Here is a 23,251-nt window from a genome sequence, read left to right as displayed (position 1 = left end):
AATCGTCGAAAAGGGAGGGGGTGGATGACGGTAACCGAGGCGATAGCGGCGCGGCGATCGGTGCGCGGGTTCCTCGATCGGCCGGTGGCGCCCGATCTGCTCCATGCCATCGTCACCAAGGCGGCGCGCGCGCCGAGCGGCGGCAATCTCCAGCCGTGGCACGTCGATCTCGTCGCCGGAGAGTCGCTACGGCAACTCAAGGCGATCATGCGCGACACACTGGCGGCGGGCCGAATCGAGCCGGCCGCTTATGCGATCTACCCGCCCGCGCTCGGGGAGCCCTATCGCACGCGCCGATTCGCGGTCGGCGAGGCGCTGTATGCGGCGCTCGGCGTGAGGCGCGACGATCGGGAAGCCCGGCGGCGCGCCTTTGCCGACAATTTCGCGTTCTTCGGCGCGCCCGCCGCGCTGTTCGTCACCGTCGACCGCGCGATGGGGCCGCCGCAATGGGCCGATCTCGGCATGTATCTGGAAAACGTGATGCTGCTCGCCGTCGAGGCGGGGCTGGCGACCTGCCCGCAGGAATGCTGGGCGATGTATCCCGAAACCGTCACGCGGTTCCTCGCCACACCGCCCGAGCGCATGCTGTTCTGCGGCATGGCGATCGGTCATGAGGATCCCGCCGCCCCCGCCAACCGCCTGCGCACCACCCGCGCGCCGCAAAGCGAGTGGCTGACGATCCGCGGTTAGCGCTGGGCGCTAAAGCACCACCGTTTCGGGCTTGGTCTGCTCGATCGCGGCGAGGATCATGCGTTCCCAGACTGCGGGGTCGCCCGCGTTGGCCATCGCCCGATCTGGCTCGCGCAAGGTACGCAGCACGGCAGCGGCATCGGCGAGATGATCCTTCCAGCTGTTCTCGACCAGCCGGGCCGCCGATTCCGCGTCGCCTTCGCCATTGGCGCTGATCCGCTGGCCGGCGAGCACGCGCGCGATGCGCTCGGCGGCGGTCTGGGTGCTGATATCCATCGAACCTCTCCTCTGTCGCGACTAGGGTCCTGACCCTAACAACCACCGCGCCGCGATTCGGCTCCCGCCTGCATCGCGCATCACGCCGATGCAGGCTTTTGCAGTTGACGCTGCAGTGCAGCATGGCCAGCTAGGCGCGATGGACGCCTCCACCACGATCGACCGGCCAAGCGGCGCCGTCCGCCATGTCGGCCTCACCCATCTGGCGTTGTCGGTTGGTGGCTTCGCGATCGGCACCACCGAATTCGCGACGATGAGCCTGGTGCCCGATTTCGCGCGCGATCTCGGCATCGATGCGCCCACCGCGGGGCATGTGATAAGCGCCTATGCGCTGGGCGTCGTTGTCGGCGCGCCGACCATCGCGGTGCTCGCCGCCAAGCTGTCGCGGCGGACGTTGCTGATCGGGCTGATGACGATCTTCGCGCTCGCCAACGCGCTGTCGGGCCTGGCGCCGAGCTATCACTGGATGCTGCTGTTCCGCTTCCTGAGCGGGCTGCCGCACGGCGCCTATTTCGGGATCGCCTCGCTGGTCGCCGCCTCGCTGGTGCCGCGCGAGCATCGGACGAAAGCCGTCGCGCGGGTGCTGCTCGGCCTCACGGTCGCGACGATCGCGGGCGTGCCGCTGGCCAATTGGCTGGGGCAAGGGGTCGGCTGGCGCTGGGCATTCGGGCTGGTCGCGCTGCTCGCCGCGTTGACCGCCGCGCTGGTCGCGGTCTTTGCCCCGCGCGACGCGCCCGATCATCGCGCCAGCCCGTTGCGCGAGCTCGGCGCTCTCAAACGCGGCCAGGTGTGGCTGACCTTGGGCATCGGCGCGATTGGGTTCGGCGGCATGTTCGCGGTCTACACCTATCTCGCCGATACGCTGCTCGCGGTGACCCGGGTTTCGCCATCGCTGATTCCGATCGCATTGATGGTGTTCGGCATCGGCATGACCGCGGGCAATCTGATCGCGCCGCGGTTCGCCGATCGCGCGCTGCTGCCGACGGCCGCGGTGATCCTGCTGTGGAGCGCGGCGGCGCTGGCGCTCTATCCGCTTGCGGCCGGGAATTGGTGGGCGATGCTGGCCGATATCGGCGCGATCGGGATCGGCGGCGCGCTGGGCACGGTGCTCCAGACGCGGCTGATGGATGTCGCCGGCGATGCCCAGGCACTTGCCGCCGCGCTCAACCATTCGGCATTCAACACCGCCAATGCACTCGGCCCGTGGCTCGGCGGGCTGGCGATCGCTGCCGGGCTCGGCTGGACCTCGACCGGTTGGGTCGGGTGCGGCCTGGCGCTCGGCGGCCTCGCCATCCTGTTGGTATCGGCGATGGTCGGCCGGCGCACGACGGCGCCGGCCTGATCCGCCTCAGCGTTGCGCCGACTGCGGGCGGCGCGGCCCGCCGCGGCGCGGATTGTTGCCGCGGGGGCGGCGGCGATCCTGCGCCGGCTGGCCGTCGCCGCGATCGTGCGCCCGTGCGCCGTCGCTGCCGCGATACGGCTTGCGCTGGTCGCCGGTCGGCGCGCGCCGGGCATCGCCCTGTCCGGCCGCCGGACGATGACCATCACCGCCATGGGGCGCACGCTCACCGCGCTGCGTATCGCCATATGCCGGGGAACGATTGCCACCCTGGCCCTGACGACGACCGTCGCGGCGCGCTTCGCCGGTCGGCCGCGCCTGGTGCGTGGCGCGCGGGCGGCGCGGCCCACGCTGGCGATCCTCGCGCGGCGCGGGGTCGGCGCCGATCGCCTGCTTGCGCTCGGCCTGGAGCTTGGCCGCGGCGGCGACGAAATCGGCGGGCAGCGCCTCGATCGCGACCTTCTGCCGCGTCGTGCGCTCGATATCGCGCAGATAGGGCCGCTCGTCGTCGGCGCAGAAGCTGATCGCCACGCCGCTCGCCCCGGCGCGCGCGGTGCGGCCGATGCGGTGGACATATTGCTCGGGCACGTTGGGCAGCTCGAAGTTGAACACATGGCTGACGCCCGAGACGTCGATGCCCCGCGCGGCGATATCGGTGGCGACGAGGATCGGCACCTGGCCCGATTTGAACGCACCCAAGGCGCGCTCGCGCTGCGGCTGGCTCTTGTTGCCGTGGATCGCGTTGGCAGCGATGCCGTTGCCGGCAAGCAGCTTCACGACGCGGTCTGCGCCGTGCTTGGTACGGGTGAACACCAGCGCCCGGTCGATCGTCGGATCGGCGAGCTTGATGGTGAGCAGCGCCTGCTTCTCCTTTTGCCCGACGAACGTGACATATTGATCGACCCGCTCGGCAGTGGTCGCCGCGGGCTTGATCGAAACCATGGCGGGATCGTTGAGGAACTGATCGGCCAGCTCGCGGATCGCCTTGGGCATCGTCGCCGAGAAGAACAGCGACTGGCGCTGCCGGGGTAGCAGCTTCACGATGCGGCGCAGCGCGTGGATAAAGCCGAGATCGAGCATCTGGTCAGCCTCGTCGAGCACGAGAATCTCGAGCATCGACAGGTTGACGTATTTCTGGTCGATCAGGTCGAGCAGCCGGCCGGGCGTGGCGACCAGCAGGTCAACGCCGCGGCTCATGTCCTGGCGGTTCTTGTTGATGCTGGTGCCGCCGAATACGGTGGCGACCGAGAGTTGCGAGAACTTGCTATAGCCGCGCGCATTGTCGGCGATCTGGGTGGCGAGCTCGCGCGTCGGGGTCAGCACCAGCATGCGGCAGTGATAGGGCAGCGAGCGCTTGCCCGACTCCGCCAGCCGCTGCAGCGACGGCAGCACGAACGCGGCGGTCTTGCCGGTGCCGGTCTGCGCGATGCCCAGCAGGTCGCGGCCTTCGAGCAGCGTCGGGATGGCCTGCGCCTGGATCGGCGTCGGCTCGCTATAGCCCTTGGCCTCGAGCGCGCGGACGAGCGGCTCGGCAAGGCCGAGTTTGGCAAAAGTCATGGAATAAAACCTTCAAAATGGGCCACGCTCGCCCGGACCAAAGCCGAACGAGGGGCGGGGAAATCGACACCCCGCGTGATATGGGAAGCCCTGAAAAATCGACCGAGGCGGAGCCTGAGCACCGGATGTCTCCCGGCCGCTCGATCACGCTGCATGACGCCTCGATAACGCGGCAAATGGATGCTGCGGCGCAAAAAGTCAATGACCGCAACTATCGGGGCGGCCGAACGGTTGACGATACGGAGGTTCGCATGCCCGATGAAGACCAGCAGACCGACGCCCCCCATCTCACCGGCCAGCAGGCGCGCGGCGGCGATATCGTGTTGCGCACGCCCGCCCGGCGCGCGGTATTCGTCGGCGGGCTGGTGCTGATCGTGATCGTCGCGGTGATCGGCTATTGGCTGAGTTGATCGCAGGATAGTCAGCGCCGGATCGAGCCGCTAGGCTCGCCGCCGAGGGGAGACCGAGTTGGCGGCAGTCGAGCTCAACGGCGTAACCAAAATGTTCGGCGCGGTTGGCGTCCTCGATGGCATCGATCTGGCGATCGCCGATGGCGAATTCGTCGTGTTCGTCGGCCCGTCCGGGTGCGGCAAATCGACCTTGCTGCGGCTGATCGCCGGCCTCGAGGCGCCGAGCGCGGGCACGATCGCGATCGGCGGGCGGGTGGTCAACGATCTCGAACCCGCCGAGCGCGGGATCGCCATGGTGTTCCAGTCCTACGCGCTCTATCCGCACATGAGCGTGCGCGACAATCTGGGCTTCGCGCTGAAGTTGCAGGGCAAGCCGCGTGCGGAGATCGCCGCGGCGGTCGAGGCGGCGGCAGCGACGCTCGACATCGCGCATCTGCTCGACCGCAAGCCAAAGGCGCTGTCGGGCGGGCAGCGCCAGCGCGTCGCGATCGGCCGCGCGATCGTGCGCCAGCCGAGTGCGTTCCTGTTCGACGAGCCGCTCTCGAACCTCGATGCCGCGTTGCGCCAGCGGATGCGATACGAATTCGCGCAACTGCACGATCAACTCGGCGCGACGATGATCTACGTGACGCACGATCAGATCGAGGCGATGACGCTGGCCGATCGCATCGTCGTGCTGTCGGCGGGCAGGATCGAGCAGATCGGAACCCCGGCCGAGCTTTACGACCGGCCCGCGACGCGGTTCGTCGCTGGGTTCATCGGCGCGCCGCAGATGAATTTCCTGCCCGTGACGGCAACGGCCGAAGGCAAAGTGCGGCTCGCCGACGGCACCGTAATCGCGACAGGAATCGACCTCGGCGGAATTGCATCCGAGACGCCGCTGACGCTCGGCATCCGGCCCGAGCATGTCGTGATCGGCGGCGCGGTCAACCGCATCGAGGCGCCGGTGGCGATGATCGAATCGCTCGGCGCCAGCCACTTTGCCTATCTGTCGACCCCCGGCGGCGAGCCGCTCGCCTGCCAACTCGCCGAACAGCCGCACGAGCGCCCCGGCCGGCTCGCGATCGCGCTGCCGCCAGAACGCTGCCACTTGTTCGACGAGAGCGGCCAGGCGCTTCGCAATGCCAGCGCAACGACCGCGAGCAGCCAGCTTGCGGGCATTCATGAAACCGGTTACATGATCGAATAAGGAAAGAGGAGGCGATGGGCACGGCGACGATCCGCGACGTAGCGCGCAAGGCCGGCGTGTCGGTAGCTTCGGCCTCCCGCGCGCTGAACGGCCACCGCAGCGTGACCCCGGCGACGCGGGCGCGGGTGGCCGATGCCGCCCGCGCGCTCGATTACGTGCCGCATCTCGGCGCACGCAGCCTTTCGACGCAGCGATCGAACACGCTGGGCGTGGTGCTGCCCGATCTGTTCGGCGAGTTCTTTTCCGAGATCATCCGCGGCATCGATTATGCCGCGCATCGCCGCGGGCTGCAGATCTTGCTGTCCAATATGCACGGCGATGCCGAGGAAACGGCGGCGGCGATCCGTGCGATGCGCGGGCGCGTCGACGGGTTGCTGGTCATGTCGCCGCAGATCGATGCCGAGGCGCTGGCGAACGCCCTGCCGCGCGGCCTGCCGACGGTGGTGATGGGCAGTCGCGTCGGCGGTCCGCGCCATACCTCGATCGTGATCGACAATTATGAAGGCGCGCGCGAGGCGGTCTCGCATCTCGCCGCGCAGGGCTGCCGCCGCATCGCGCATATCGCCGGCCCCGCCGACAATGCCGATGCGCTCGAGCGGACGCGGGGGTTCCGCGATGCCGCCGGCAGCCTGCTCGGTGATGCCGCTCCGATCGTGTTCGCCGGCGATTTCGGCGAACAGGCCGGTGTCGAGGCGGCGCACGCGATCATCGCCGACCGCACGATCGACGGAGTCTTTTCCGCCAACGACATGATGGGCATCGGCTGCATGGTGACGCTCACCGCCGCGGGGCTCGACGTGCCGCGCGACGTCGCAATCGTCGGCTTCGACGACGTGCCGATCGCGCGCTACGTCACCCCGGCCCTGTCGACCATGGGGCTGGGCATCGCCGCGCTCGGCGGACGCGCGGTGGAGCGGCTGGTCGAATCGATCGAGCAGCCCGACGATACCAGCGCCGGCCCCGAGCGGCTGGTGCCGCAGTTGATCGTGCGCGGATCGAGCCGGCGGCGGGGCACGGCCGAATGAGTTCCCCCCTGCCGGCCGCGCCGTCACCCGGCGCGGCCGGGTTTTTGCCTTGAACGGAGACCTGAGATTGCTTGATCGGCGTGCTTTTGTCGGGCGCTCGGCCCTGGCGCTGGCCGGGCTTGCCAGCGGATGCGCATCCGGCTCGAAGCCCGGCACGATCGCCGCCGCGGCCGACGAGACGCCGCCGATCGACGATCTTCAACACCGCACCTTCCAGTATTTCTGGGACACCTCGAACCCGAAGAACGGTCTCGCGCCCGATCGCTGGCCGACCAAATCGTTCGCCTCGATCGCCGCGGTCGGCTTCGCGCTGACCGCTTATCCGATCGGCGTCGTTCACGGCTGGATCAGCCGCGATCAGGCGCGGCAGCGTACGCTCGCTACGCTCGATTTCTTCGCCAACGCCAAACAGGGGCCGGAGCCGACCGGGACGAGCGGCTACAAGGGCTTCTTCTACCATTTCCTCGACATGGAGACGGGCGAGCGGTTCGATCAGACCGAGCTGTCGACGATCGATACCACGCTGCTGCTCGGCGGCGTGCTGTTCGCGCAGAGCTGGTTCGACACCGATCATCCCGACGAGGTCCGCATCCGCGCGCTTGCCGATCGCATCTACGCAGCGGTCGACTGGACCTGGATCAGGCCACGCTATCCGTTCATCTCGATGGGCTGGCATCCCGAAAGCGGCTTCATCTCCTCGGCCTGGAGCCAGTTCAACGAGGCGCTGCTGCTCTACGTGCTCGCCCTCGGTTCGCCGACCTATCCGATCCAGGCGGGGACGCAGGAGGAATGGACCAGCCGCTTCCAGCCGCAATGGGGCGGCCAATATGGTGAGCCCCACCTCATCTTCCCGGCCCTGTTCGTCTATCAATATTCGAATCTCTGGCTCGATTTCCGTGGGTTGCAGGATCAGTTCACCCGCGCGCACGGGATCGATTATTTCGAGAACAGTCGGCGCGCGACTTATGCGCAGCGCGATTATGCGATCGCCAATCCCAAGGGCTGGGTGGGTTATGGTCCCGATATCTGGGGGCTCACGGCGTGCGACGGGCCGGGGCAGATCACGCGGCAGTTCGGCGGCATCGCACGGAGCTTCACCGGCTACTCCGCGCGCGGGCCGGGGGCCGACGGCGTCGATGACGGCACCATCGCGCCGACCGCCGCAGCGGGCTCGATCGCGTTTGCGCCCGATATCGTGTTGCCCGCGATCGGCGCGATGCACGCGCGCTACGGCTCGGCGATCTACGGCAAATACGGCTTCCTCGATTCGTTCAACCCGACCTTGTCGACCGGGCCGGCGACGCCCAAGGGCCGGATCGTCGAGGGGCTGTGCTGGGTCGACGACGATTATCTCGGCATCGATCAGGGGCCGATCGTCGGCGGCATCGAGAACTGGCGGAGCGGCATGATCTGGTCGACGATGCGGCGCAATCCGCACATCCGCCGCGGGCTGATCCGCGCGGGCTTTTCGGGAGGCTGGCTGTCGCAGTGAAGGCGCGGGCGCTCTGGGCGATCGTCGCGGCGCTGCTCGCCGGCAGCTGCGCGAAGCCCGGTGACCGCGTGACGCTCACCGTCTGGGCGATGGGCGCGGAAGGGACGGCGATCGTCCAGCTCGTGCCCGGATTCGAAAAGGCCAATCCGGGCATCAAGGTCGATGTCGAGCAACTGCCCTTCGCCGAGGCACACCAGAAATTGCTCACCGGGTTCGCCGGCGATTCGCTGCCCGACATGGCGCAGCTCGGCAATTCGTGGCTGCCCGAGTTCGAGGCGCTGGGCGCGCTCGCGCCGCTCGACGCGCGGGTGGCGACAACGCCGGCGATCGATCGGCGCGATTATTTCCCCGGCATCTGGGATGCGAGCCGGATCGACGGGCGGCTCTACGGCGTGCCGTGGTATGTCGATACGCGGCTGCTGTTCTACCGTCGCGATCTGCTGAAACGCGCCGGGTTCGATCATCCGCCGCGCGATTGGGCCGAGTGGCGGCGGCAGATGGTGGCGATCAAGCGGCTGGTCGGGCCGGGCAAATTCGCCGCGATCTTTCCCCTCAACGAATATGAGCCGCTGGAAGTGCTGGGCCTGCAACAGCCCGAGCCGATGGTGACGGCCGACGCGCGCGCCAATTTCGAGAATCCGGGATTCGAGCGCGCGCTCGCTTTCTATCTCGGCACGGTGCGCTCGGGGCTGGCGCCGGCGATCGCCAACACCGAGATCGCCAATATCTGGGACCAGTTCGATCGTGGCGATTTCAGCTTCTACATCACGGGACCATGGCAATTGGACGAGTTCGCCAAGCGGATTCCCGCCGACCGGCAAGACGAATGGGCGACCGCGCCGATGCCGGGCCCGGATGGGCCGGGCGCATCGAATGCGGGGGGATCGAGCCTCGTCATTTTCCGCCGTTCCGACAAGCAGGATGCGGCGTGGAAGCTGATCGCCTATCTCTCGACGCCCGAGATGGAATTGCGCTTCCACCAATTGACCGGCGACCTGCCGCCGCGCCGCTCGACCTGGCGTGCGCCGGCGCTGGCCGGCGATGCCAAGGCGCAGGCGTTCCTGGCTCAACTCCAGCGGGTCAAGCCGACGCCCAAGGTGCCCGAATGGGAAGCGATCGCGACGATGATGCGCACCGTCACCGAGGCGGCAGCGCATAACGATATGCCGGCCGCCGAGGTTGCGGCGGAGATCGATCGCCAGGCCGATGCGATCCTCGCCAAACGGCGGTGGATGCTGGAGCGCGAGCGTAAGAAGCCCGTTGCTGGGGCCGCGTCATGAGGCGCAGCGTCGCCGCCTGGACTCTGGTCGCGCCGGCGCTGATCGCGCTGGCGATGTTCTTCTTCCTGCCGATCGTCGCGGCGTTGCTGCTGAGCTTCACCGATTTCGATCTCTACGCGCTCGCCGATCTCCACAACCTGCGTTTCGTCGGGCTGGGCAATTATCTGACGCTGCTCAAGACCCCGCTGTTCTGGCAGGCGCTGGGCAATACGATCGAGTTCGTCGTGCTCGGCGTCCCGTTGTCGATCGCCACCTCGCTCGGTGCGGCGCTGCTGATCAACTCGAAACTGGCGCGATTCCGCTCGATCTTCCGCACGATCTTCTTCGCGCCCGTCGTGACGACGCTGGTCGCGGTGGCGGTGATCTGGCGTTATCTGTTCAACACCCGGTTCGGCGTCATCAACTGGCTGCTCGGGCTGATCGGCCTTGGCCCGGTCGACTGGCTGGGCAGTCCGCATTGGGCGATGCCGGCGATCGTCATCTTCGCGGTGTGGAAGAATTTCGGCTACAATATGATCATCCTGCTCGCCGGGCTGCAGACGATCCCCGACGATCTCTACGAAGCGGCGCGGATCGACGGCGCGGGGCCGCTGGCGCAATTCCGCCATGTCACTTTGCCCGCGCTGGCGCCGGTGATGCTGGTCGTCTCGATCCTGACGATGGCGGCCTATTTCCAGCTGTTCGCCGAACCCTATGTGATGACCCAGGGCGGGCCGGTGCAGAGCACCACCAGCATCCTCTATCTGATGTTCGTGCAGGGCTTCCAGTTCTGGAACCTGGGTTATGCGACCGCGGTGGCGTTCGTGCTGTTCGCGATCCTGTTCGCGCTGACCTTGGTGCAGGTGCGATTGTCGCGCCGGTGGAGCGGGCAATGAGGCGGCGCGCGATCCCAGTGAATGTGGCGATGTGGCTGCTCGGCCTGTTCGCGATGACGCCGCTCCTGTGGATGCTGTCGGTCTCGCTGATGCAGCCGGGCGAGGCAGCGCATTTTCCGCCGCCGCTGCTGCCGGCGCGGCCGACGGTGCAGAATTACGTCACCTTGTTCGCGACCACCGACATGGCGCGGTTCTTCTTGAACAGCCTGGCGCTGGCGACGCTGGCGACGCTGATCTCGACGACCTTCAACGTGATGGCCGGCTATGCCTTCGCCAAGCTCGATTTTCGCGGTCGCGACGCGCTGTTCCGCTGGCTGCTCGCCGCGCTCGTCATCCCGGCGCAGGTGGCGATGATCCCGCTGTTTCTGCTGTGCAAGGAGCTGGGGCTGGTCAATTCGTTCGCGGGCGTGTTGGCGCCGTCGATCGCGACGGTGTTCGGCATTTTCCTCGTTCGCCAATATGCGCTGGCGATTCCCGACGAGCTGCTCGAGGCGGCGCGGATCGACGGAGCGAGCGAATGGCGCATCTTTCGATCGATCGCGCTGCCGGCGCTGACCCCGATCCTGGTCACGTTGGCGACCTTCGCCTTTCTCGCGAGCTGGAGCGATTTTCTCTGGCCTCTCATCATCTTGAACGATACCGCCAAGCAGACCCTGCCGATCGCGCTCGCCAATCTGTCGCGCGAACACGTCCAGGATTTCGAGCTGATGATGGCCGGCGCCGTCGTCACGCTCGCCCCCGTGCTGCTGCTGTTCCTGGCCTTGCAGCGTTATTATCTGAGCGGCCTGCTGGCCGGCAGCGTGAAGGGATAAGCATGACCAGCCCGTTTCCCGACGATTTCCTGTGGGGCGCCGCCACCGCGGCCTATCAGATCGAGGGCTCGCCGTTGGCCGATGGGGCGGGCGCGTCGATCTGGCAGCGCTTCAGCCACGATCCGCGGCTGATGGCGGCGAAGGGCGATACCGGCGATGTCGCGTGCGATCATTACAACCGCTGGAAGGAAGACGTGGCGCTGATGAAGCGGCTGGGGCTGCAAGCCTATCGCTTTTCTGTCGCCTGGGGGCGCGTGCTGCCCGAAGGAACCGGCCGCGTGAACCAGGCCGGCCTCGATTTCTACGAACGACTGGTCGACGAGCTGCTCGCCAATGACATCGAGCCGCTGCTGACGCTCTATCACTGGGATCTGCCCGCCGCGCTCGACGACAAGGGCGGCTGGCTCAACCGCGATAGCGCCGACTGGTTCGCCGATTATGGCCGGGTGCTGTTCGATCGGCTCGACGGGCGAGTGAAGAAATGGGTGACACTGAACGAGCCATGGGTGGTGACCGACGGCGGCTATCTCCACGGCGCGCTCGCGCCCGGCCACCGCAACATGTTCGAGGCGCCGATCGCCAGCCATAACCTGATGCGCGCGCACGGCGCCGCGGTGAAAGCCTATCGCGAGACTGGCGCGCACGAGATCGGCCTCGTCGTCAATATCGAGCCGAAATACGCGGCCACGGACTCGCCCGCGGACCAGGCCGCCCGCGCGCGCGCCGAGGCGTATATGAACCGCCAGTATCTCGATCCGGCGATGCTCGGCCGCTATCCGCCCGAACTCGCCGAGATGTTCGGCGAGGCCTGGCCCGACTGGCCCGCCGAGGATTTCGCCCTGATCCGGCAGAGGCTCGATTTCCTCGGGGTCAATTACTACACCCGCAACGTCACCCGCGCCGACGACAGTTTCCTGCTGCGCGCGGGGCCGGTCGAGCAGAAGCATGCCAGCCACACGACCACCGGCTGGGAGGTGTTCCCGCAAGGCCTGACCGACATGCTGGTGTGGGTGAAGGAAAGCTACGGCGATATCCCGCTCTACGTGACCGAGAACGGTGCCGCTTTCTACGATCCGCCGCAGCCGATCGACGGCCGGATCGACGATCCGCTGCGCGTCGATTACCTCAAGACGCATATCGCCGCGGTCGGCGAGGCGATCCGGCGCGGCGTCGACGTGCGCGGCTACATGCTGTGGTCGCTGCTCGACAATCTCGAATGGTCGCTGGGCTATTCGAAGCGATTCGGCATGGTCCATGTCGATTTCGAGACGCTGGCACGCACGCCCAAGGCGAGTGCGCATTTCTATTCGGACGTGATCGCCTCAGGCGGCGCCAATCTCGACTGACGATCCGTCCTAGCCCGCAAGGGTAGGTTGCCTCAACGCGCTGATTGCGGGACACTTCGGCCGCTTCGCCGCCTATCGGGCGCGGTCGAGCGAATGCCAGTGATGCGTGCCTGCCCGGCGGACGGCCGGGAACTCGCAACGAAAGGCAAATCGATGAACAAGGGCTTCGTCGCTGCGGCTGCGGCCGTGGCACTATCGTTCGGCGTGACCATGTCCGCCGCCGCTCAGGACCTGCCGTTCAGCTATGGCGATTATTGGGAAGTCTCGGAAATCTCGGTCGATGACGGCGGCAATGCGCAATATATCGACTTTCTCGCCAGCCAATGGAAAAAATCCCAGGAATTCGCCAAGTCGAAGGGCTGGATTTCCGAATATCACGTCCTCGCCAATCTCAACAAGCGGCCCGGCGAGGCGGATTATTATCTCATCACCCAGTTCAGCCACATGCCCGATGCTGCGGAGGCCGCCGCTCGCGACAAGGCCTATACGGACTATATGCAGTCGAGCATGCGGCAGATGGAAGCAGCCAGCGGCGACCGCGCCAAATATCGCCATGTGATGGGTAGCGAGCTGCTCGGCGAAGTCCTGCTCAAATAACCGCGCGCCGGGCGAGCCAGGCGCCGCCCGGCGCCACTCCCCCGCTTTCCCCTTGTCCGGGGGCCTTCCGGCCCCCATAAGCCGCGCGTCCCGATGGCCGGTTTCGCGCGATGCCGAGCCTTGTTCGACTTTCCAGGAACTTCATGACGTCTCCCCGCCGTACCTTCGCGATCATCTCCCACCCCGACGCCGGCAAGACCACGCTGACCGAGCGGTTACTCGTCGCGGGCGGCGCAATCCATCTCGCCGGCGAGGTGAAGGCGCGCGGGGCCAACCGGCGCGCGCGATCCGACTGGATGAAGATCGAGCAGCAACGCGGCATCTCGGTCACCAGCTCGGTGATGACGTTCGAGAAGGACGGGATTACCTTCAACCTGCTCGACACGCCGGGGCACGAGGACTTCTCCGAAGATACCTATCGCACGCTCACCGCGGTCGATTCGGCGGTGATGGTGATCGACGCGGCGCGCGGCATCGAGGCGCAGACGCGCAAGCTGTTCGAGGTTTGCCGGTTGCGCAGCGTGCCGATCATCACCTTCGTCAACAAGGTCGACCGCGAGGGCCGCGCACCATTCGAGTTGCTCGACGAGATCGCCGACGTGCTCGCGCTCGATGTTGCGCCGATGAGCTGGCCGGTCGGCATGGGCGGCACGTTCGAAGGCGTGTACGATATCGCGCACCACCGCATCGCCCGCCCCGAAGGGCCGAGTCGCGAATTCCACGGCAAGATCGAGGACGCGCCCGCGCTGCCCGGCGAGACGGCCGAGGAGATCGAGCTGGCGCAGGCCGGCTATGCATCGTTCGACGAGCAGGCCTATCGCAACGGAGACCTGACCCCGGTGTTCTTCGGCTCGGCGCTCAAGCATTTCGGCGTTACCGAGCTGATCGAGGCGCTGGCGACCCATGCGCCGGGGCCGCGCCCGCAGCCGGCCGAGCCGGCGCCGGTCGCCCCCGAGGCGGACGAGGTGACCGGCTTCGTCTTCAAGGTGCAGGCCAATATGGACCCGCAGCACCGCGATCGCATCGCGTTCATGCGGCTATGCTCGGGCACGTTCAGGCGCGGCATGAAGCTGACGCCGACGGGGCACGGCAAGCCGATCGCGGTGCATTCGCCGATCCTGTTCTTCGCGCAGGACCGCGAGATCGCCGACGAGGCATTTCCGGGCGACATCATCGGCATTCCCAATCACGGCACGTTGCGCGTGGGCGATACGCTTTCCGAAAAGGCCGCTATCCGCTTCACCGGGCTGCCCAATTTCGCGCCCGAAATCCTGCGCCGCGTCGCGCTCAAGGATCCGACCAAGACCAAGCAGTTGCGCAAGGCGCTCGACGACATGGCCGAGGAGGGCGTGACGCAGGTCTTCTATCCCGAGATCGGCTCGAACTGGGTGATCGGCGTGGTCGGCCAGCTCCAGCTCGACGTGCTGGTGAGTCGGCTGGAGGCCGAATACAAGGTCGCCGCGGGGCTGGAGATGGCGCCGTTCGAAACCGCGCGCTGGATTGCGGCGGACGATCCCGCCGACCTCAAGGCGTTCACCGACGTCAACCGAGCGGCGATGGCCAAGGATCGCGACGGCAACCCGGTGTTCATGGCCAAGAGCGCGTGGGAAGTCGGCTATGTCGCCGAACGCTATCCCAACGTGCGCTTCATGGCGACGCGCGAGCGCTAAATATCACCCATGCCAGCCGCGGCGGAGCGGCTTCACCGCGAACAGCATCAGCACGGCCGCGATCAGATAGAAGCCGAGGCACAGGATGGCGGCGTTGCGCAGCGCATTTTCGGCATAGGTCGCGGTCATCGCGTCGGACAGGCGGCCCATCAGCCACGGGCCGATGCCCAACCCGATCAGATTGTTGATGAGCAGGAAGCTCGCCGAGGCAGTCGCGCGCATGTGCGGCGGCACGAGATGCTGGACCGCGGTCGTCACCGGGCCGAGCCACAGGATGTTGAGCGCATTGGGAACGAGCAGCAGCAGCCAGCCGAGGGTGAGCGACGGCGACAACAGGCCGGCGGCGAAGGTCGGCGCGGTAATCAGCCAGGCGATCGCCGGCAGTTTGGCGTACCAGCCGTGGTCGGCGGGGCCGAGCCGGTCAGCCAGCCAGCCGCCGGCGAACACGCCGATCGTACCGCCGATCAGCAGCAGCGATCCCATGAACTGCCCGGTGTGGATGAGATCGAGGTGGAAGCTGCGGATCAACACCGACGGCGTCCACAAGGCGAGGCCATAGCCGGTTAGCGAGCTACACCCGGCGGCGATCGCCATCAGCCAGAAGGCCGGCTTCCGGGCCAGCATCGGGAACACGGTGGCGAGCGGCGCACGCTCGGCGGCCTCGGCGCGGCGCGGCACGTCGCGGACGACGAGGCGGAAGATCGGCGCGATGACGATGCCCGCGAGACCGACCGCGTAAAAGGCGGTGCGCCATTCGACCGCAGAGGCGATATAGGCGCCGAGCAGCGTGCCGCCGGCCAGCCCGATCGGGATGCCGAGCGAATAGATGGCGAGCGCGCGGGCCCGGCTCCTGGGCGGGAAATAATCGGCGATCAGCGCATAGGACGGCGCCACACCGCCCGCCTCGCCCACCCCCACGCCGAGGCGATAGAGGAACAATTGGCCGACGCCCATCGCGGTGCCGCACAGCGCGGTGAACGCGCTCCACACCGTCAGCGAGCCGGTGATGACCCAGGATCGGCTGGTGCGATCGGCAAGATAAGCGAGCGGCACACCGAGCACCGAATAGAGCATCGCGAAAGCAAGGCCGCCGACAGCGCCGAACTCGGCATCGGAAAGGTGGAGATCCGCCTTGATCGCCGGCGCCAGGATGCCGAGGATCTGGCGATCGAGGAAGTTGAACGTATAGACGAGCAACAGCATCGCCAGCACCAGTCGGCGATAAGCGGGGCTGGCGATACGCTCGGTCATGCTGGTGATCCTCCCCGCGTGGCCGGGCGCGCGCGGCGCCCGGTTCCTGGCAGCAGTTGTGGCGTGCAAATGCGCGCCGGTCCAGCGGTCAGAAAAACTTCGCGGTCAGCGTCAGCAACACCTGGCGGGGATTGCCGTAGAAGGCGTCGGCGACGCCATGCAGCCCCAGCGTCGAGCTGTAGCTGCCGTCGGCATTCTGCGTGACGTAATTATAGCCCGAGGTGATGTAGTGCTTGTTCAGGATATTCTTGGCGTGCACGCCGACCGAATAGCGATCGTTGTCGAACGAATAGGTCAGGTTCGCGTCCCATAGCGCATAGGCGGGCTGATCGAGCCACGGGATCGGCGTTTCGAACTGGTGCGTCAGGCTGCGGTAGGAAACGGTCGTCGAGACGTCCAGTTCGTTGCTTCCCATCGGCAGCACCGCGCCGAGCGTGCCGGAAGCCGTCCATTTCGGCGTGTTCTGGATCGAGCGCTGGTTGTGGACGTCGTTGCCGAACGCGTCGATATATTTGTCGTACTTGCCGTCGAGATAGCCGGCGGTGGCGGACAGATTGATGCTCGACCCCGGCCCGGCGAAATCGCGCGCCAGCACCGCATTGCCCTCGAACTCGATACCCTTCATCGTCGCCTTGGCGGCATTGGTGGTGATGCCGATGAAGGTGTCGTTCACCCCATCGCCATTGGTGTCGTAGCCGATCGAGCCCGGAATCTGCACGTCCTTGTAATCGGCATAGAAGCCATCGAGCGCGAAGGTCAGGCGGCGATCGAACAGCGCCGCTTTCCAGCCGATTTCGTAGCTGTTGACGCTCTCGGGCCTGAACAGGAGGAAGTCGTACACTTCCTGGTAGCTGACGGCGCCGTCGTGATTGGCGTCGGGCGCCGCCGCGGCGCTGCCGCGCGGATCGAAGCCGCCGCCTTTGAAGCCCTGTGAATAGCTGGCGTAGAACAGATTGTCCGGGGTCGCCTGGAAGTTGAGCGAGACGCGCGGCGTGAAGCGGCGGAACAGGGCCTTGCCGCGGAAATCGGTGGCGGTGGCGAGAACGATGGGATTGCCGCCGAACTCGGCCGAGCCGCCGAGCTTGGTCTGCTTGACGATATGCGACTTGCGCTGATCCCAGGTGTAGCGGCCGCCAACCTCGAGACTCAGCCTGTCGGTGAAGTTATAGGTGAAGTCTCCGTAGAAAGACGACGTATTGGTGCGCACATCGCCAGCGGTATAGGCGTTGAGGCCCGGCAATCCGATCAGCTCGCCGGTCGGGAACAGCAGTACGTCGAACGCCGTCGAGGCATCGGCGTCGAGATAATAATAGCCGAAGATGCCGTTCAGCTTGCTGCTCGAATAGAGCAACTGGAATTCCTGGCTGACCTGCTCGTTGCGATAGACCGCGGGCACGTCGACGTCCGCGGTCGGCCCGGAATCGAAATCGATCGGCGTGTACGAGCGATCCTTGCGCCACGCGCTGATGCTCTTCAGCGTGACGTGATCCGAAAGCTCGGCCTGCGCGGTCATCGCCAGACCACCGGCCCACACGTCTTCCTTCGGATTGTCGAGCCCGGCTTCGGTGTTGAACACATTCTTGAGGGGCGGTTCGCCGGTCACGAAGTCGGCGAAGATACGGTGGCCGTTGCGCGCGTTGGACTTGTCGTGGGTATAGTCGCCGTTGATGCGGATGAAGGTGCCGCTGTCGGCATGGCCCATCTCGATCGTGCCGCGCGCGGCCCAGATGTCCTTGTTGTAATTGTCGATGCCGAGATTGATGTTCTTGCCGAACCCGTCGTGGCTGAGGCGCGCCACCGAGGCGCCGACACGGAACATGTCGCCGAGCGGCGTACTGGCGGTGATGACGCCATCGGCTTCGTTATAGCTGCCGTAGGTCGCCTTGACCTTTACCTCGGGATGGTCGGGCAGGCGCGCGGTGACATATTTGATCGCGCCGCCGATCGTGTTGCGGCCGTAGAGCGTTCCCTGCGGCCCGCGCAGCACCTCGATCCGCTGTACGTCGTAAATGTCCAGCACCGCCGCCTGCGGGCGATTGAGATAGACGTCGTCGAGATAGACGCCGACACCCGCCTCGAAGCCCGGCACCGGGTCCTGCTGGCCGACGCCGCGGATGAACGCGGTGAGCGTCGAATTGGTGCCGCGAGAGGCCTCGAACGTCACATTCGGGGTGGTCTCGGCGAGATCGGTGATGTCGCTCGCGCCTTGCTTTTCCAGCGCGGCGCCAGTGAAGGCGGTGATCGCGACGGGCGTGTTGAGCAGCCGTTCGCTGCGCCGCCGCGCGGTGACGACGATGTCGCCGGCGCCGCTCGCGTCGGCGGCCTGCGCCGCATTATCCTGATCTGCCGTGTCTGCCTGCGCGGGCGCGCCAGTGGTGCCGGCATCCTGGGCGAAGGCGGGCGCGGCGGCGAGCGCGAACAGCGCAGCCCCCGACGACAGCAATGTGCGGGCGCAATTCAGGCGACGTGACATATGGTCGGTTCTCCCCTCCTGTGGCACCCCCTGTGGCCGGGGTTGTGCAACGATCACCGAGGCTATACTGAAACCTGAACCAGGTTTCAACTTGGGAAATGAACAGAGGGGAACTGAATGGCGAGCGAGCGTGTCCCGGAAGTCACAGCGGCGGGCGCGGCGAGCGCCGGCAAGGCGCCGCGGACGGAGCGCGGCCGCCGGACATTGCGCGCGATCCTCGACGCGGCGGCGGCCGAATTCGGGGAAAAGGGGTTCCACGAAGGCTCCGTCAGCGGCATCACCCGTCGCGCCGGCGTCGCGCTGGGCAGTTTCTATACCTATTTCGATTCGAAGGACGCGGTGTTCCGCGCGCTGGTTCGCGACATGTCCGATCAGGTGCGCGATCGCGTCGCCCCGGTGCTCAAGGCCGCGTCGGATCAGCTCGCCGCCGAGCGGGCCGGGCTGCTCGAATTTCTCGAGTTCGTGCGCGGGCACAAGGAGCTTTACCGCATCATCGACGAAGCCGAGTTCGTCGATCCCGAAAGCTTCCGCGCGCATTATGCCACCACGGCCGATCGTATCACCCAGCGGCTGGTCGCGGCCGCGGCGCGCGGCGAGGTGCGCGATGACGTTTCCGACGTGCACGCCTGGGCGATCATGGGGATGAACGTGTTTCTGGGCCTGCGCTTCGGCGTGTGGGGCGACGATCGCCCGGCCCGCGAGATCGCCGACACGATCGCCGATCTGCTCGCGCGCGGGCTGGCGCCGGGGCGGTGAGCCTCGATCGCTTCGTCGCGGCACAGCAGAACGTCTATCCGACGGCGCTCGCCGAATTACGCGCCGGCGCCAAGCGCAGCCATTGGATGTGGTTCGTCTTTCCGCAGATCGCCGGGCTCGGTCGCAGCGAAACGGCGCGGCGCTACGCCATTCGCGATCTCGCCGAAGCGCGCGCTTATCTATTGCATCCGCTGCTCGGCGCGCGATTGATCGAGGCGACCGAAGCGATGCTCGATCATGCCGGCGCGATTAGCGTCGACCGTGTGCTGGGGCCGGTCGATGCGCTCAAGCTCGGATCGTCGATGACGCTGTTCGAGGCCGCGGCGATCGATCCCGATCAGGCGCGTCCGTTCGCGCGCTGCCTCGACGCCTTCTTTTCGGGCCGCCGCGACCAGGCAACGCTCGATCGCTTGTAATCGCCGTTAACTATCTCCGAAACGGAGCGAATTTCCTGCCAATCCGTTCGTTCTGGGCTAATGTAGAGCGAGTGGGAGCGGCATATGACTCGGACGCGTGCAATCGCGCATTTCCTCAATTCGGCTATCGATCGCCATGGCCATCATCCGACGGCGCAAGAGGAGCGTGCCCAACGCATCGATCCAGCCGCCCCCGATCGCCCTGCGCCGCAACGCAAGACCCGCGCTCGGCCCGATTGACGCCCTAGGGCCAATCGCCATTCAGAAGATGACGAGGCAAAAATGGTGGTTTTCCGTGACCCGGCGCGCAGCGTACTACAGGTACGTGAGCACCGGAAGCGCGGAAGACCGCCATTTGCAGGCCGTCAGGGCTGAATGGCGATCGGCCCTAATTGGCGACCTCATGCTCGGCATCGGTTTCGGCCGCCTCTACGGCGGCTTCGGGCGGGGTCAGATGTCCCCAGCGGATCAGCGACCAGATCCGTTCGTGGAAATAGAACAGGAATATCTTGGTGAACACCTCGGTGCCGGCGATCGCCCCGGCGGCGCTGGTGTTGCCGGTATACAGCAAGCTCAGCACGAACGTATCGATGCTGCCCAGCGCTCGCCAGGTTACGGCCTTGACGAACGAGCGAGGGTGGCTCTCGACGCCACGGAACAAGAACATAGGCGCTCAGCCGGTCCGCGACGATGGGGTGTTGACCCCCATGGATTGCAGATAGCGTTTCACGTTGCGTGCCGCCTGCCGCAGCCTTTGTTCGTTCTCGACCATTGCGATCCTGACATAGCCTTCACCGTTCTCTCCATAGCCTACGCCAGGGGCCACGGCGACATGCGCATGGGTGAGTAATTGTTTCGAGAACTCAAGACTACCTAGATGGGCTAGTGCCGGCGGCAATGGCGCCCAGGCGAACATCGACGCAGGTGGGCTGGGAATCTCCCAGCCGGCGCGGCCGAAGCTCTCGACCAGCACGTCGCGGCGCTTGTGATAAAGCTGCCGGTTCTTCTCGACGATGTCCTGCGGGCCGTTGAGCGCGGCGCAGGCTGCCGCCTGGATCGGCGTGAAGGCGCCGTAATCGAGATATGATTTCACCCGCGTCATCGCCGCGATCAGCTGCTTGTTGCCGACCGCGAAGCCCATCCGCCAACCGGCCATCGAATAGGTCTTCGACAGCGAGGTGAATTCGATCGCGACATCCTTCGCGCCCTTCACCTGCAGGATCGAGACGGTCGGGTTGCCGTCGTAATAGAGCTCCGAATAGGCGAGGTCGGAGATGATCCAGACCTGATTCTCGCGCGCCCACGCGACGAGGCGCTCGTAAAAGGCGAGATCGACCGTCTCGGCGGTCGGGTTGGACGGATAATTGACCACCAGCACGCTCGGGCGCGGCACGGTGAACGCCATCGCGCGTTCAAGGCTCTCGAAATAATATTCGTCAGGCGTGGTCGGCACCGCGCGAATCGTGGCGCCGGCGATGATGAAGCCGAAGGTGTGGATCGGATAGCTCGGATTGGGCGCCAGGATGACATCGCCCGGCGCGGTGATCGCGGTGGCGAGACTGGCCAGCCCTTCCTTCGAGCCCATGGTGACGACAACTTCGCTCTCGGGATCGAGATCGACGCCGAAGCGGCGCGCATAATAATTGGCCTGGGCGCGGCGCAGGCCGGGAATGCCCTTCGATTGCGAATAACCGTGCGCGTCGGGCTTCTGCGCGACCTCGCAAAGCTTGTCGATGACATGCTGGGGCGGCGGCAGATCGGGATTGCCCATGCCGAGGTCGATAATGTCCTCGCCCGCCGCGCGCGCCGCTGCCCGCATGCCGTTGACTTCGGCGATGACATAGGGCGGCAGCCGCTTGATGCGGTAGAATTCTTCGGACACCTGTTCCTCCTATTGGGCAGCGGACATTCGCGTCCGCCCCGCGCGTTGGTTATACGGTGCCCCCCAGGCGCTTGCCAGAGGAGATGAGATTGACCGAGGACAAGCAGCGATCACAGCATGGCTTCACGCTCGAAGACATGCAGCATTGGACCTGGGTGATGGGCCGCGCGCAGCAGATGATGCTCGAAGCGGGGCTCGAGACGCTGCAACAACAGCCCGCCATCCCGACCATCCCCGGCTTCACCGATCAGGCGACCATCGAGCGCGCGCAGGCATTCTGGGCCGACAGCATGAAATTGTGGCAGCGCTTCCTCGATCCCGCCGCGCTGACCGAAGCCGATGCCAAGCCCGATCGCCGCTTCCAGGCAACCGAATGGCGCGACAATCCCGTGTTCGACTGGATTAGGCAGAGCTATCTGCTGATTTCCGACCATATCCTGCGCGGAGTCGATGCGCTGGAGGGAGTCGAGCCGAAACAGAAGGAGCAGCTGCGCTTCGCCGCGAAGAATTTCGTCGACGCGATGAGCCCGACCAACTTTCCCGTCACCAATCCGCAGGTGATCCAGAAGACGATCGAGACGCGTGGCGAGAATCTGCTCAAGGGGCTCGCCAACATGCTCGGCGATCTCGGCAGGGGGCAGCTGACCCACACCGATTCGAGCGCGTTCGAACTAGGCCGCAACATCGCCGCGACGCCGGGCAAGGTCGTCCACCGCACACCGCTTTACGAGCTGATCCAGTATAGCCCGACCACCGACACGGTGTTGAAGACGCCGCTGGTGATCTTCCCGCCATGGATCAACCGCTTCTACATCCTCGACCTCAGGCCGGAGAAGAGCTTCGTCAAATGGGCGGTCGACCAGGGGCTCACCGTGTTCATGGTCTCGTGGAAATCGGCCGATGCCTCGAGCGCAGAGGTGATCTGGGACGATTACGTGTCGGCGCAGATCGATGCGATCGACACGATTCGTGACGGCCTGGGCGTCGAGGGCGTGCACGCGATCGGTTATTGCGTCGCCGGCACCACGCTTGCCGCGACGCTGGCGGTGCTGACCGCGCGCGGCGAAGCGGACAAGGTCAAAAGTGCCACTTTCTTCACCGCGCAGGTCGATTTCGCGCAGGGTGGTGATCTGACGCTGTTCGTCGACGACGAACAGTTGAAGATGATAGAGGCGCTCGCGCCCGAGGGCTTTCTCGACGGGCGCTACATGGCCGCGACCTTCAACCTTTTGCGCGGGCGCGACCTGATCTGGAACTACGTCACCAATAACTATCTGCTTGGCCAGGATTATGCGCCGTTCGATCTGCTGCACTGGAACGGCGACACCACCAACCTGCCGGCGCGCTGGCATTTGAGCTATCTGACCGATCTCTATCGCGACAACCTGCTGGTGCGCCCCGGCGCGCTGGCAGTGGCGGGGACGCCGCTCGACCTCTCCACGGTCAAGACGCCGGCCTATGTCCAGGCGGGACGCGAGGATCATATCGCGCCGGCCGAAAGCGTGTGGAAGATCACCGAGCATTTCGCCGGGCCGATCAAGTTCGTGCTCGCCGGATCGGGGCACATCGCCGGCGTCGTCAACCCGCCGGCGGCCGGCAAATATCAATATTGGACCAACGACAAGCCCGTCGGTTCGCTCGACGAATTCGTCGCCGGCGCGCTCGAAACCAAGGGTAGCTGGTGGCCGGATTGGCTTGGCTGGCTGCGTGACCAGGACGGCGAGGAAGTGGCGGCGAAGGGCGCGCGCAAGCCCGGCAAGGGCAAGCTCAAGGCGCTGGAAGATGCTCCGGGAAGCTATGTGCGGCAACGATGAAACCGGTATCATTGCAATAAGATGCTGCTTTCGTTGCAGCTATGTTGCAGCGCACAAAAACACTTGAAAGGTCCGATTCGATCGCTTATTGTGCGTTGCAG

The 23,251-nt window shown here is 66.0% G+C and carries 21 protein-coding genes; 15 read left to right on the top strand and 6 right to left on the bottom strand.

Features of this window, described 5'->3' with window-relative positions:
• Nucleotides 1-24: 24 nt before the first annotated feature.
• Nucleotides 25-690 carry a nitroreductase gene (locus K7G81_RS09800; protein ID WP_223030560.1) on the top strand — a complete coding sequence of 222 codons (666 nt, stop codon included), beginning with the start codon at nt 25-27 and terminating at the stop codon, nt 688-690.
• A gap of 9 nt (nt 691-699) precedes the next feature.
• On the opposite strand, the gene K7G81_RS09795 is transcribed toward K7G81_RS09800, so the two are convergent.
• Complete coding sequence (locus K7G81_RS09795; protein ID WP_223030559.1) at nt 700-966, bottom strand: hypothetical protein; 267 nt, start codon at nt 964-966, stop codon at nt 700-702.
• Nucleotides 967-1,105: 139 nt separating this feature from the next.
• Here K7G81_RS09795 and K7G81_RS09790 point away from each other — a divergent pair, with 139 nt between their 5' ends.
• A complete protein-coding gene (locus tag K7G81_RS09790) occupies nt 1,106-2,308 on the top strand; it encodes an MFS transporter (protein ID WP_223030558.1) in 1,203 nt (400 codons plus the stop codon).
• Nucleotides 2,309-2,314: 6 nt separating this feature from the next.
• On the opposite strand, the gene K7G81_RS09785 is transcribed toward K7G81_RS09790, so the two are convergent.
• Nucleotides 2,315-3,862, bottom strand: coding sequence for a DEAD/DEAH box helicase (locus tag K7G81_RS09785; RefSeq protein ID WP_223030557.1), 1,548 nt, complete (start codon nt 3,860-3,862; stop codon nt 2,315-2,317).
• 251 nt (nt 3,863-4,113) lie between these two features.
• On the opposite strand from K7G81_RS09785, the gene K7G81_RS09780 reads away from it, so the two are divergent.
• The 10 genes from K7G81_RS09780 to K7G81_RS09735 all read left to right on the top strand — a co-directional run bounded on the left by K7G81_RS09780 (nt 4,114) and on the right by K7G81_RS09735 (nt 14,558).
• The gene (locus K7G81_RS09780; protein WP_223030556.1) at nt 4,114-4,272 is read left to right on the top strand and encodes a hypothetical protein; all 159 of its coding nucleotides are present in this window, start codon (nt 4,114-4,116) and stop codon (nt 4,270-4,272) included.
• Between the two features lie 58 nt (nt 4,273-4,330).
• The gene (locus K7G81_RS09775; protein ID WP_223030555.1) at nt 4,331-5,461 is read left to right on the top strand and encodes an ABC transporter ATP-binding protein; all 1,131 of its coding nucleotides are present in this window, start codon (nt 4,331-4,333) and stop codon (nt 5,459-5,461) included.
• A gap of 14 nt (nt 5,462-5,475) precedes the next feature.
• The gene (locus tag K7G81_RS09770) at nt 5,476-6,486 is read left to right on the top strand and encodes a LacI family DNA-binding transcriptional regulator (protein WP_223030554.1); all 1,011 of its coding nucleotides are present in this window, start codon (nt 5,476-5,478) and stop codon (nt 6,484-6,486) included.
• Nucleotides 6,487-6,553: 67 nt separating this feature from the next.
• The gene (locus K7G81_RS09765) at nt 6,554-7,978 is read left to right on the top strand and encodes a glucoamylase family protein (RefSeq protein ID WP_223030553.1); all 1,425 of its coding nucleotides are present in this window, start codon (nt 6,554-6,556) and stop codon (nt 7,976-7,978) included.
• Nucleotides 7,975-9,258 (top strand): extracellular solute-binding protein, encoded by a 1,284-nt coding sequence (locus K7G81_RS09760; RefSeq protein ID WP_223030552.1) that lies wholly within the window; start codon nt 7,975-7,977, stop codon nt 9,256-9,258. Before K7G81_RS09765 ends, K7G81_RS09760 begins: the two co-directional genes overlap by 4 nt.
• Complete coding sequence (locus K7G81_RS09755) at nt 9,255-10,133, top strand: carbohydrate ABC transporter permease (RefSeq protein ID WP_223030551.1); 879 nt, start codon at nt 9,255-9,257, stop codon at nt 10,131-10,133. The genes K7G81_RS09760 and K7G81_RS09755 overlap by 4 nt, the downstream gene beginning before the upstream one ends.
• Nucleotides 10,130-10,945, top strand: coding sequence for a carbohydrate ABC transporter permease (locus K7G81_RS09750; RefSeq protein ID WP_255586826.1), 816 nt, complete (start codon nt 10,130-10,132; stop codon nt 10,943-10,945). Before K7G81_RS09755 ends, K7G81_RS09750 begins: the two co-directional genes overlap by 4 nt.
• 2 nt (nt 10,946-10,947) lie before the next feature.
• A complete protein-coding gene (locus K7G81_RS09745) occupies nt 10,948-12,291 on the top strand; it encodes a GH1 family beta-glucosidase (RefSeq protein ID WP_223030550.1) in 1,344 nt (447 codons plus the stop codon).
• A 153-nt stretch (nt 12,292-12,444) separates the two neighbouring features.
• Nucleotides 12,445-12,888: a hypothetical protein gene (locus tag K7G81_RS09740; RefSeq protein WP_223030549.1), complete on the top strand. Its 444-nt coding sequence runs from the start codon at nt 12,445-12,447 to the stop codon at nt 12,886-12,888.
• Between the two features lie 143 nt (nt 12,889-13,031).
• Complete coding sequence (locus K7G81_RS09735) at nt 13,032-14,558, top strand: peptide chain release factor 3 (RefSeq protein WP_223030548.1); 1,527 nt, start codon at nt 13,032-13,034, stop codon at nt 14,556-14,558.
• A gap of 3 nt (nt 14,559-14,561) precedes the next feature.
• Here K7G81_RS09735 and K7G81_RS09730 read toward each other — a convergent pair whose 3' ends face one another.
• Complete coding sequence (locus K7G81_RS09730; protein WP_223030547.1) at nt 14,562-15,809, bottom strand: spinster family MFS transporter; 1,248 nt, start codon at nt 15,807-15,809, stop codon at nt 14,562-14,564.
• Between the two features lie 88 nt (nt 15,810-15,897).
• The gene (locus tag K7G81_RS09725; RefSeq protein ID WP_223030546.1) at nt 15,898-18,282 is read right to left on the bottom strand and encodes a TonB-dependent receptor; all 2,385 of its coding nucleotides are present in this window, start codon (nt 18,280-18,282) and stop codon (nt 15,898-15,900) included.
• Between the two features lie 117 nt (nt 18,283-18,399).
• On the opposite strand from K7G81_RS09725, the gene K7G81_RS09720 reads away from it, so the two are divergent.
• Both K7G81_RS09720 and K7G81_RS09715 read left to right on the top strand, forming a co-directional pair.
• Nucleotides 18,400-19,038, top strand: coding sequence for a TetR/AcrR family transcriptional regulator (locus tag K7G81_RS09720; RefSeq protein ID WP_223030545.1), 639 nt, complete (start codon nt 18,400-18,402; stop codon nt 19,036-19,038).
• A complete protein-coding gene (locus K7G81_RS09715) occupies nt 19,035-19,454 on the top strand; it encodes a DUF1810 domain-containing protein (RefSeq protein ID WP_223030544.1) in 420 nt (139 codons plus the stop codon). The genes K7G81_RS09720 and K7G81_RS09715 overlap by 4 nt, the downstream gene beginning before the upstream one ends.
• Nucleotides 19,455-19,842: 388 nt before the next feature.
• On the opposite strand, the gene K7G81_RS09710 is transcribed toward K7G81_RS09715, so the two are convergent.
• Complete coding sequence (locus tag K7G81_RS09710; protein WP_223030543.1) at nt 19,843-20,121, bottom strand: DUF2061 domain-containing protein; 279 nt, start codon at nt 20,119-20,121, stop codon at nt 19,843-19,845.
• 6 nt (nt 20,122-20,127) lie between these two features.
• Nucleotides 20,128-21,336, bottom strand: coding sequence for an LL-diaminopimelate aminotransferase (locus tag K7G81_RS09705; RefSeq protein WP_223030542.1), 1,209 nt, complete (start codon nt 21,334-21,336; stop codon nt 20,128-20,130).
• A 137-nt stretch (nt 21,337-21,473) separates the two neighbouring features.
• Between K7G81_RS09705 and K7G81_RS09700 the strand changes: the two genes are divergently transcribed.
• The gene (locus tag K7G81_RS09700) at nt 21,474-23,150 is read left to right on the top strand and encodes a PHA/PHB synthase family protein (RefSeq protein WP_255586895.1); all 1,677 of its coding nucleotides are present in this window, start codon (nt 21,474-21,476) and stop codon (nt 23,148-23,150) included.
• Nucleotides 23,151-23,251: the final 101 nt, after the last annotated feature.

Source organism: Hephaestia mangrovi, from assembly GCF_019880555.1.
In the GTDB taxonomy this organism is placed as follows: Bacteria; Pseudomonadota; Alphaproteobacteria; order Sphingomonadales; family Sphingomonadaceae; genus Sphingomonas; species Sphingomonas mangrovi.
Note: the sequence above shows the minus strand (reverse complement) of the source record. Positions and strands in the feature narration are given on the sequence as shown.

What these genes read in the sequence shown, in the direction of transcription:
- K7G81_RS09800 (WP_223030560.1), top strand. Translation starts at nt 25, where the DNA reads ATGACGGTAACCGAGGCGATAGCGGCGCGGCGATCGGTGCGCGGGTTC.
- K7G81_RS09740 (WP_223030549.1), top strand. Translation starts at nt 12,445, where the DNA reads ATGAACAAGGGCTTCGTCGCTGCGGCTGCGGCCGTGGCACTATCGTTC.
- K7G81_RS09750 (WP_255586826.1), top strand. Translation starts at nt 10,130, where the DNA reads ATGAGGCGGCGCGCGATCCCAGTGAATGTGGCGATGTGGCTGCTCGGC.
- K7G81_RS09780 (WP_223030556.1), top strand. Translation starts at nt 4,114, where the DNA reads ATGCCCGATGAAGACCAGCAGACCGACGCCCCCCATCTCACCGGCCAG.
- K7G81_RS09700 (WP_255586895.1), top strand. Translation starts at nt 21,474, where the DNA reads ATGCAGCATTGGACCTGGGTGATGGGCCGCGCGCAGCAGATGATGCTC.
- K7G81_RS09730 (WP_223030547.1), bottom strand. Translation starts at nt 15,809, where the DNA reads ATGACCGAGCGTATCGCCAGCCCCGCTTATCGCCGACTGGTGCTGGCG.
- K7G81_RS09725 (WP_223030546.1), bottom strand. Translation starts at nt 18,282, where the DNA reads ATGTCACGTCGCCTGAATTGCGCCCGCACATTGCTGTCGTCGGGGGCT.
- K7G81_RS09785 (WP_223030557.1), bottom strand. Translation starts at nt 3,862, where the DNA reads ATGACTTTTGCCAAACTCGGCCTTGCCGAGCCGCTCGTCCGCGCGCTC.
- K7G81_RS09735 (WP_223030548.1), top strand. Translation starts at nt 13,032, where the DNA reads ATGACGTCTCCCCGCCGTACCTTCGCGATCATCTCCCACCCCGACGCC.
- K7G81_RS09710 (WP_223030543.1), bottom strand. Translation starts at nt 20,121, where the DNA reads ATGTTCTTGTTCCGTGGCGTCGAGAGCCACCCTCGCTCGTTCGTCAAG.
- K7G81_RS09745 (WP_223030550.1), top strand. Translation starts at nt 10,948, where the DNA reads ATGACCAGCCCGTTTCCCGACGATTTCCTGTGGGGCGCCGCCACCGCG.
- K7G81_RS09720 (WP_223030545.1), top strand. Translation starts at nt 18,400, where the DNA reads ATGGCGAGCGAGCGTGTCCCGGAAGTCACAGCGGCGGGCGCGGCGAGC.
- K7G81_RS09795 (WP_223030559.1), bottom strand. Translation starts at nt 966, where the DNA reads ATGGATATCAGCACCCAGACCGCCGCCGAGCGCATCGCGCGCGTGCTC.
- K7G81_RS09755 (WP_223030551.1), top strand. Translation starts at nt 9,255, where the DNA reads ATGAGGCGCAGCGTCGCCGCCTGGACTCTGGTCGCGCCGGCGCTGATC.
- K7G81_RS09770 (WP_223030554.1), top strand. Translation starts at nt 5,476, where the DNA reads ATGGGCACGGCGACGATCCGCGACGTAGCGCGCAAGGCCGGCGTGTCG.
- K7G81_RS09790 (WP_223030558.1), top strand. Translation starts at nt 1,106, where the DNA reads ATGGACGCCTCCACCACGATCGACCGGCCAAGCGGCGCCGTCCGCCAT.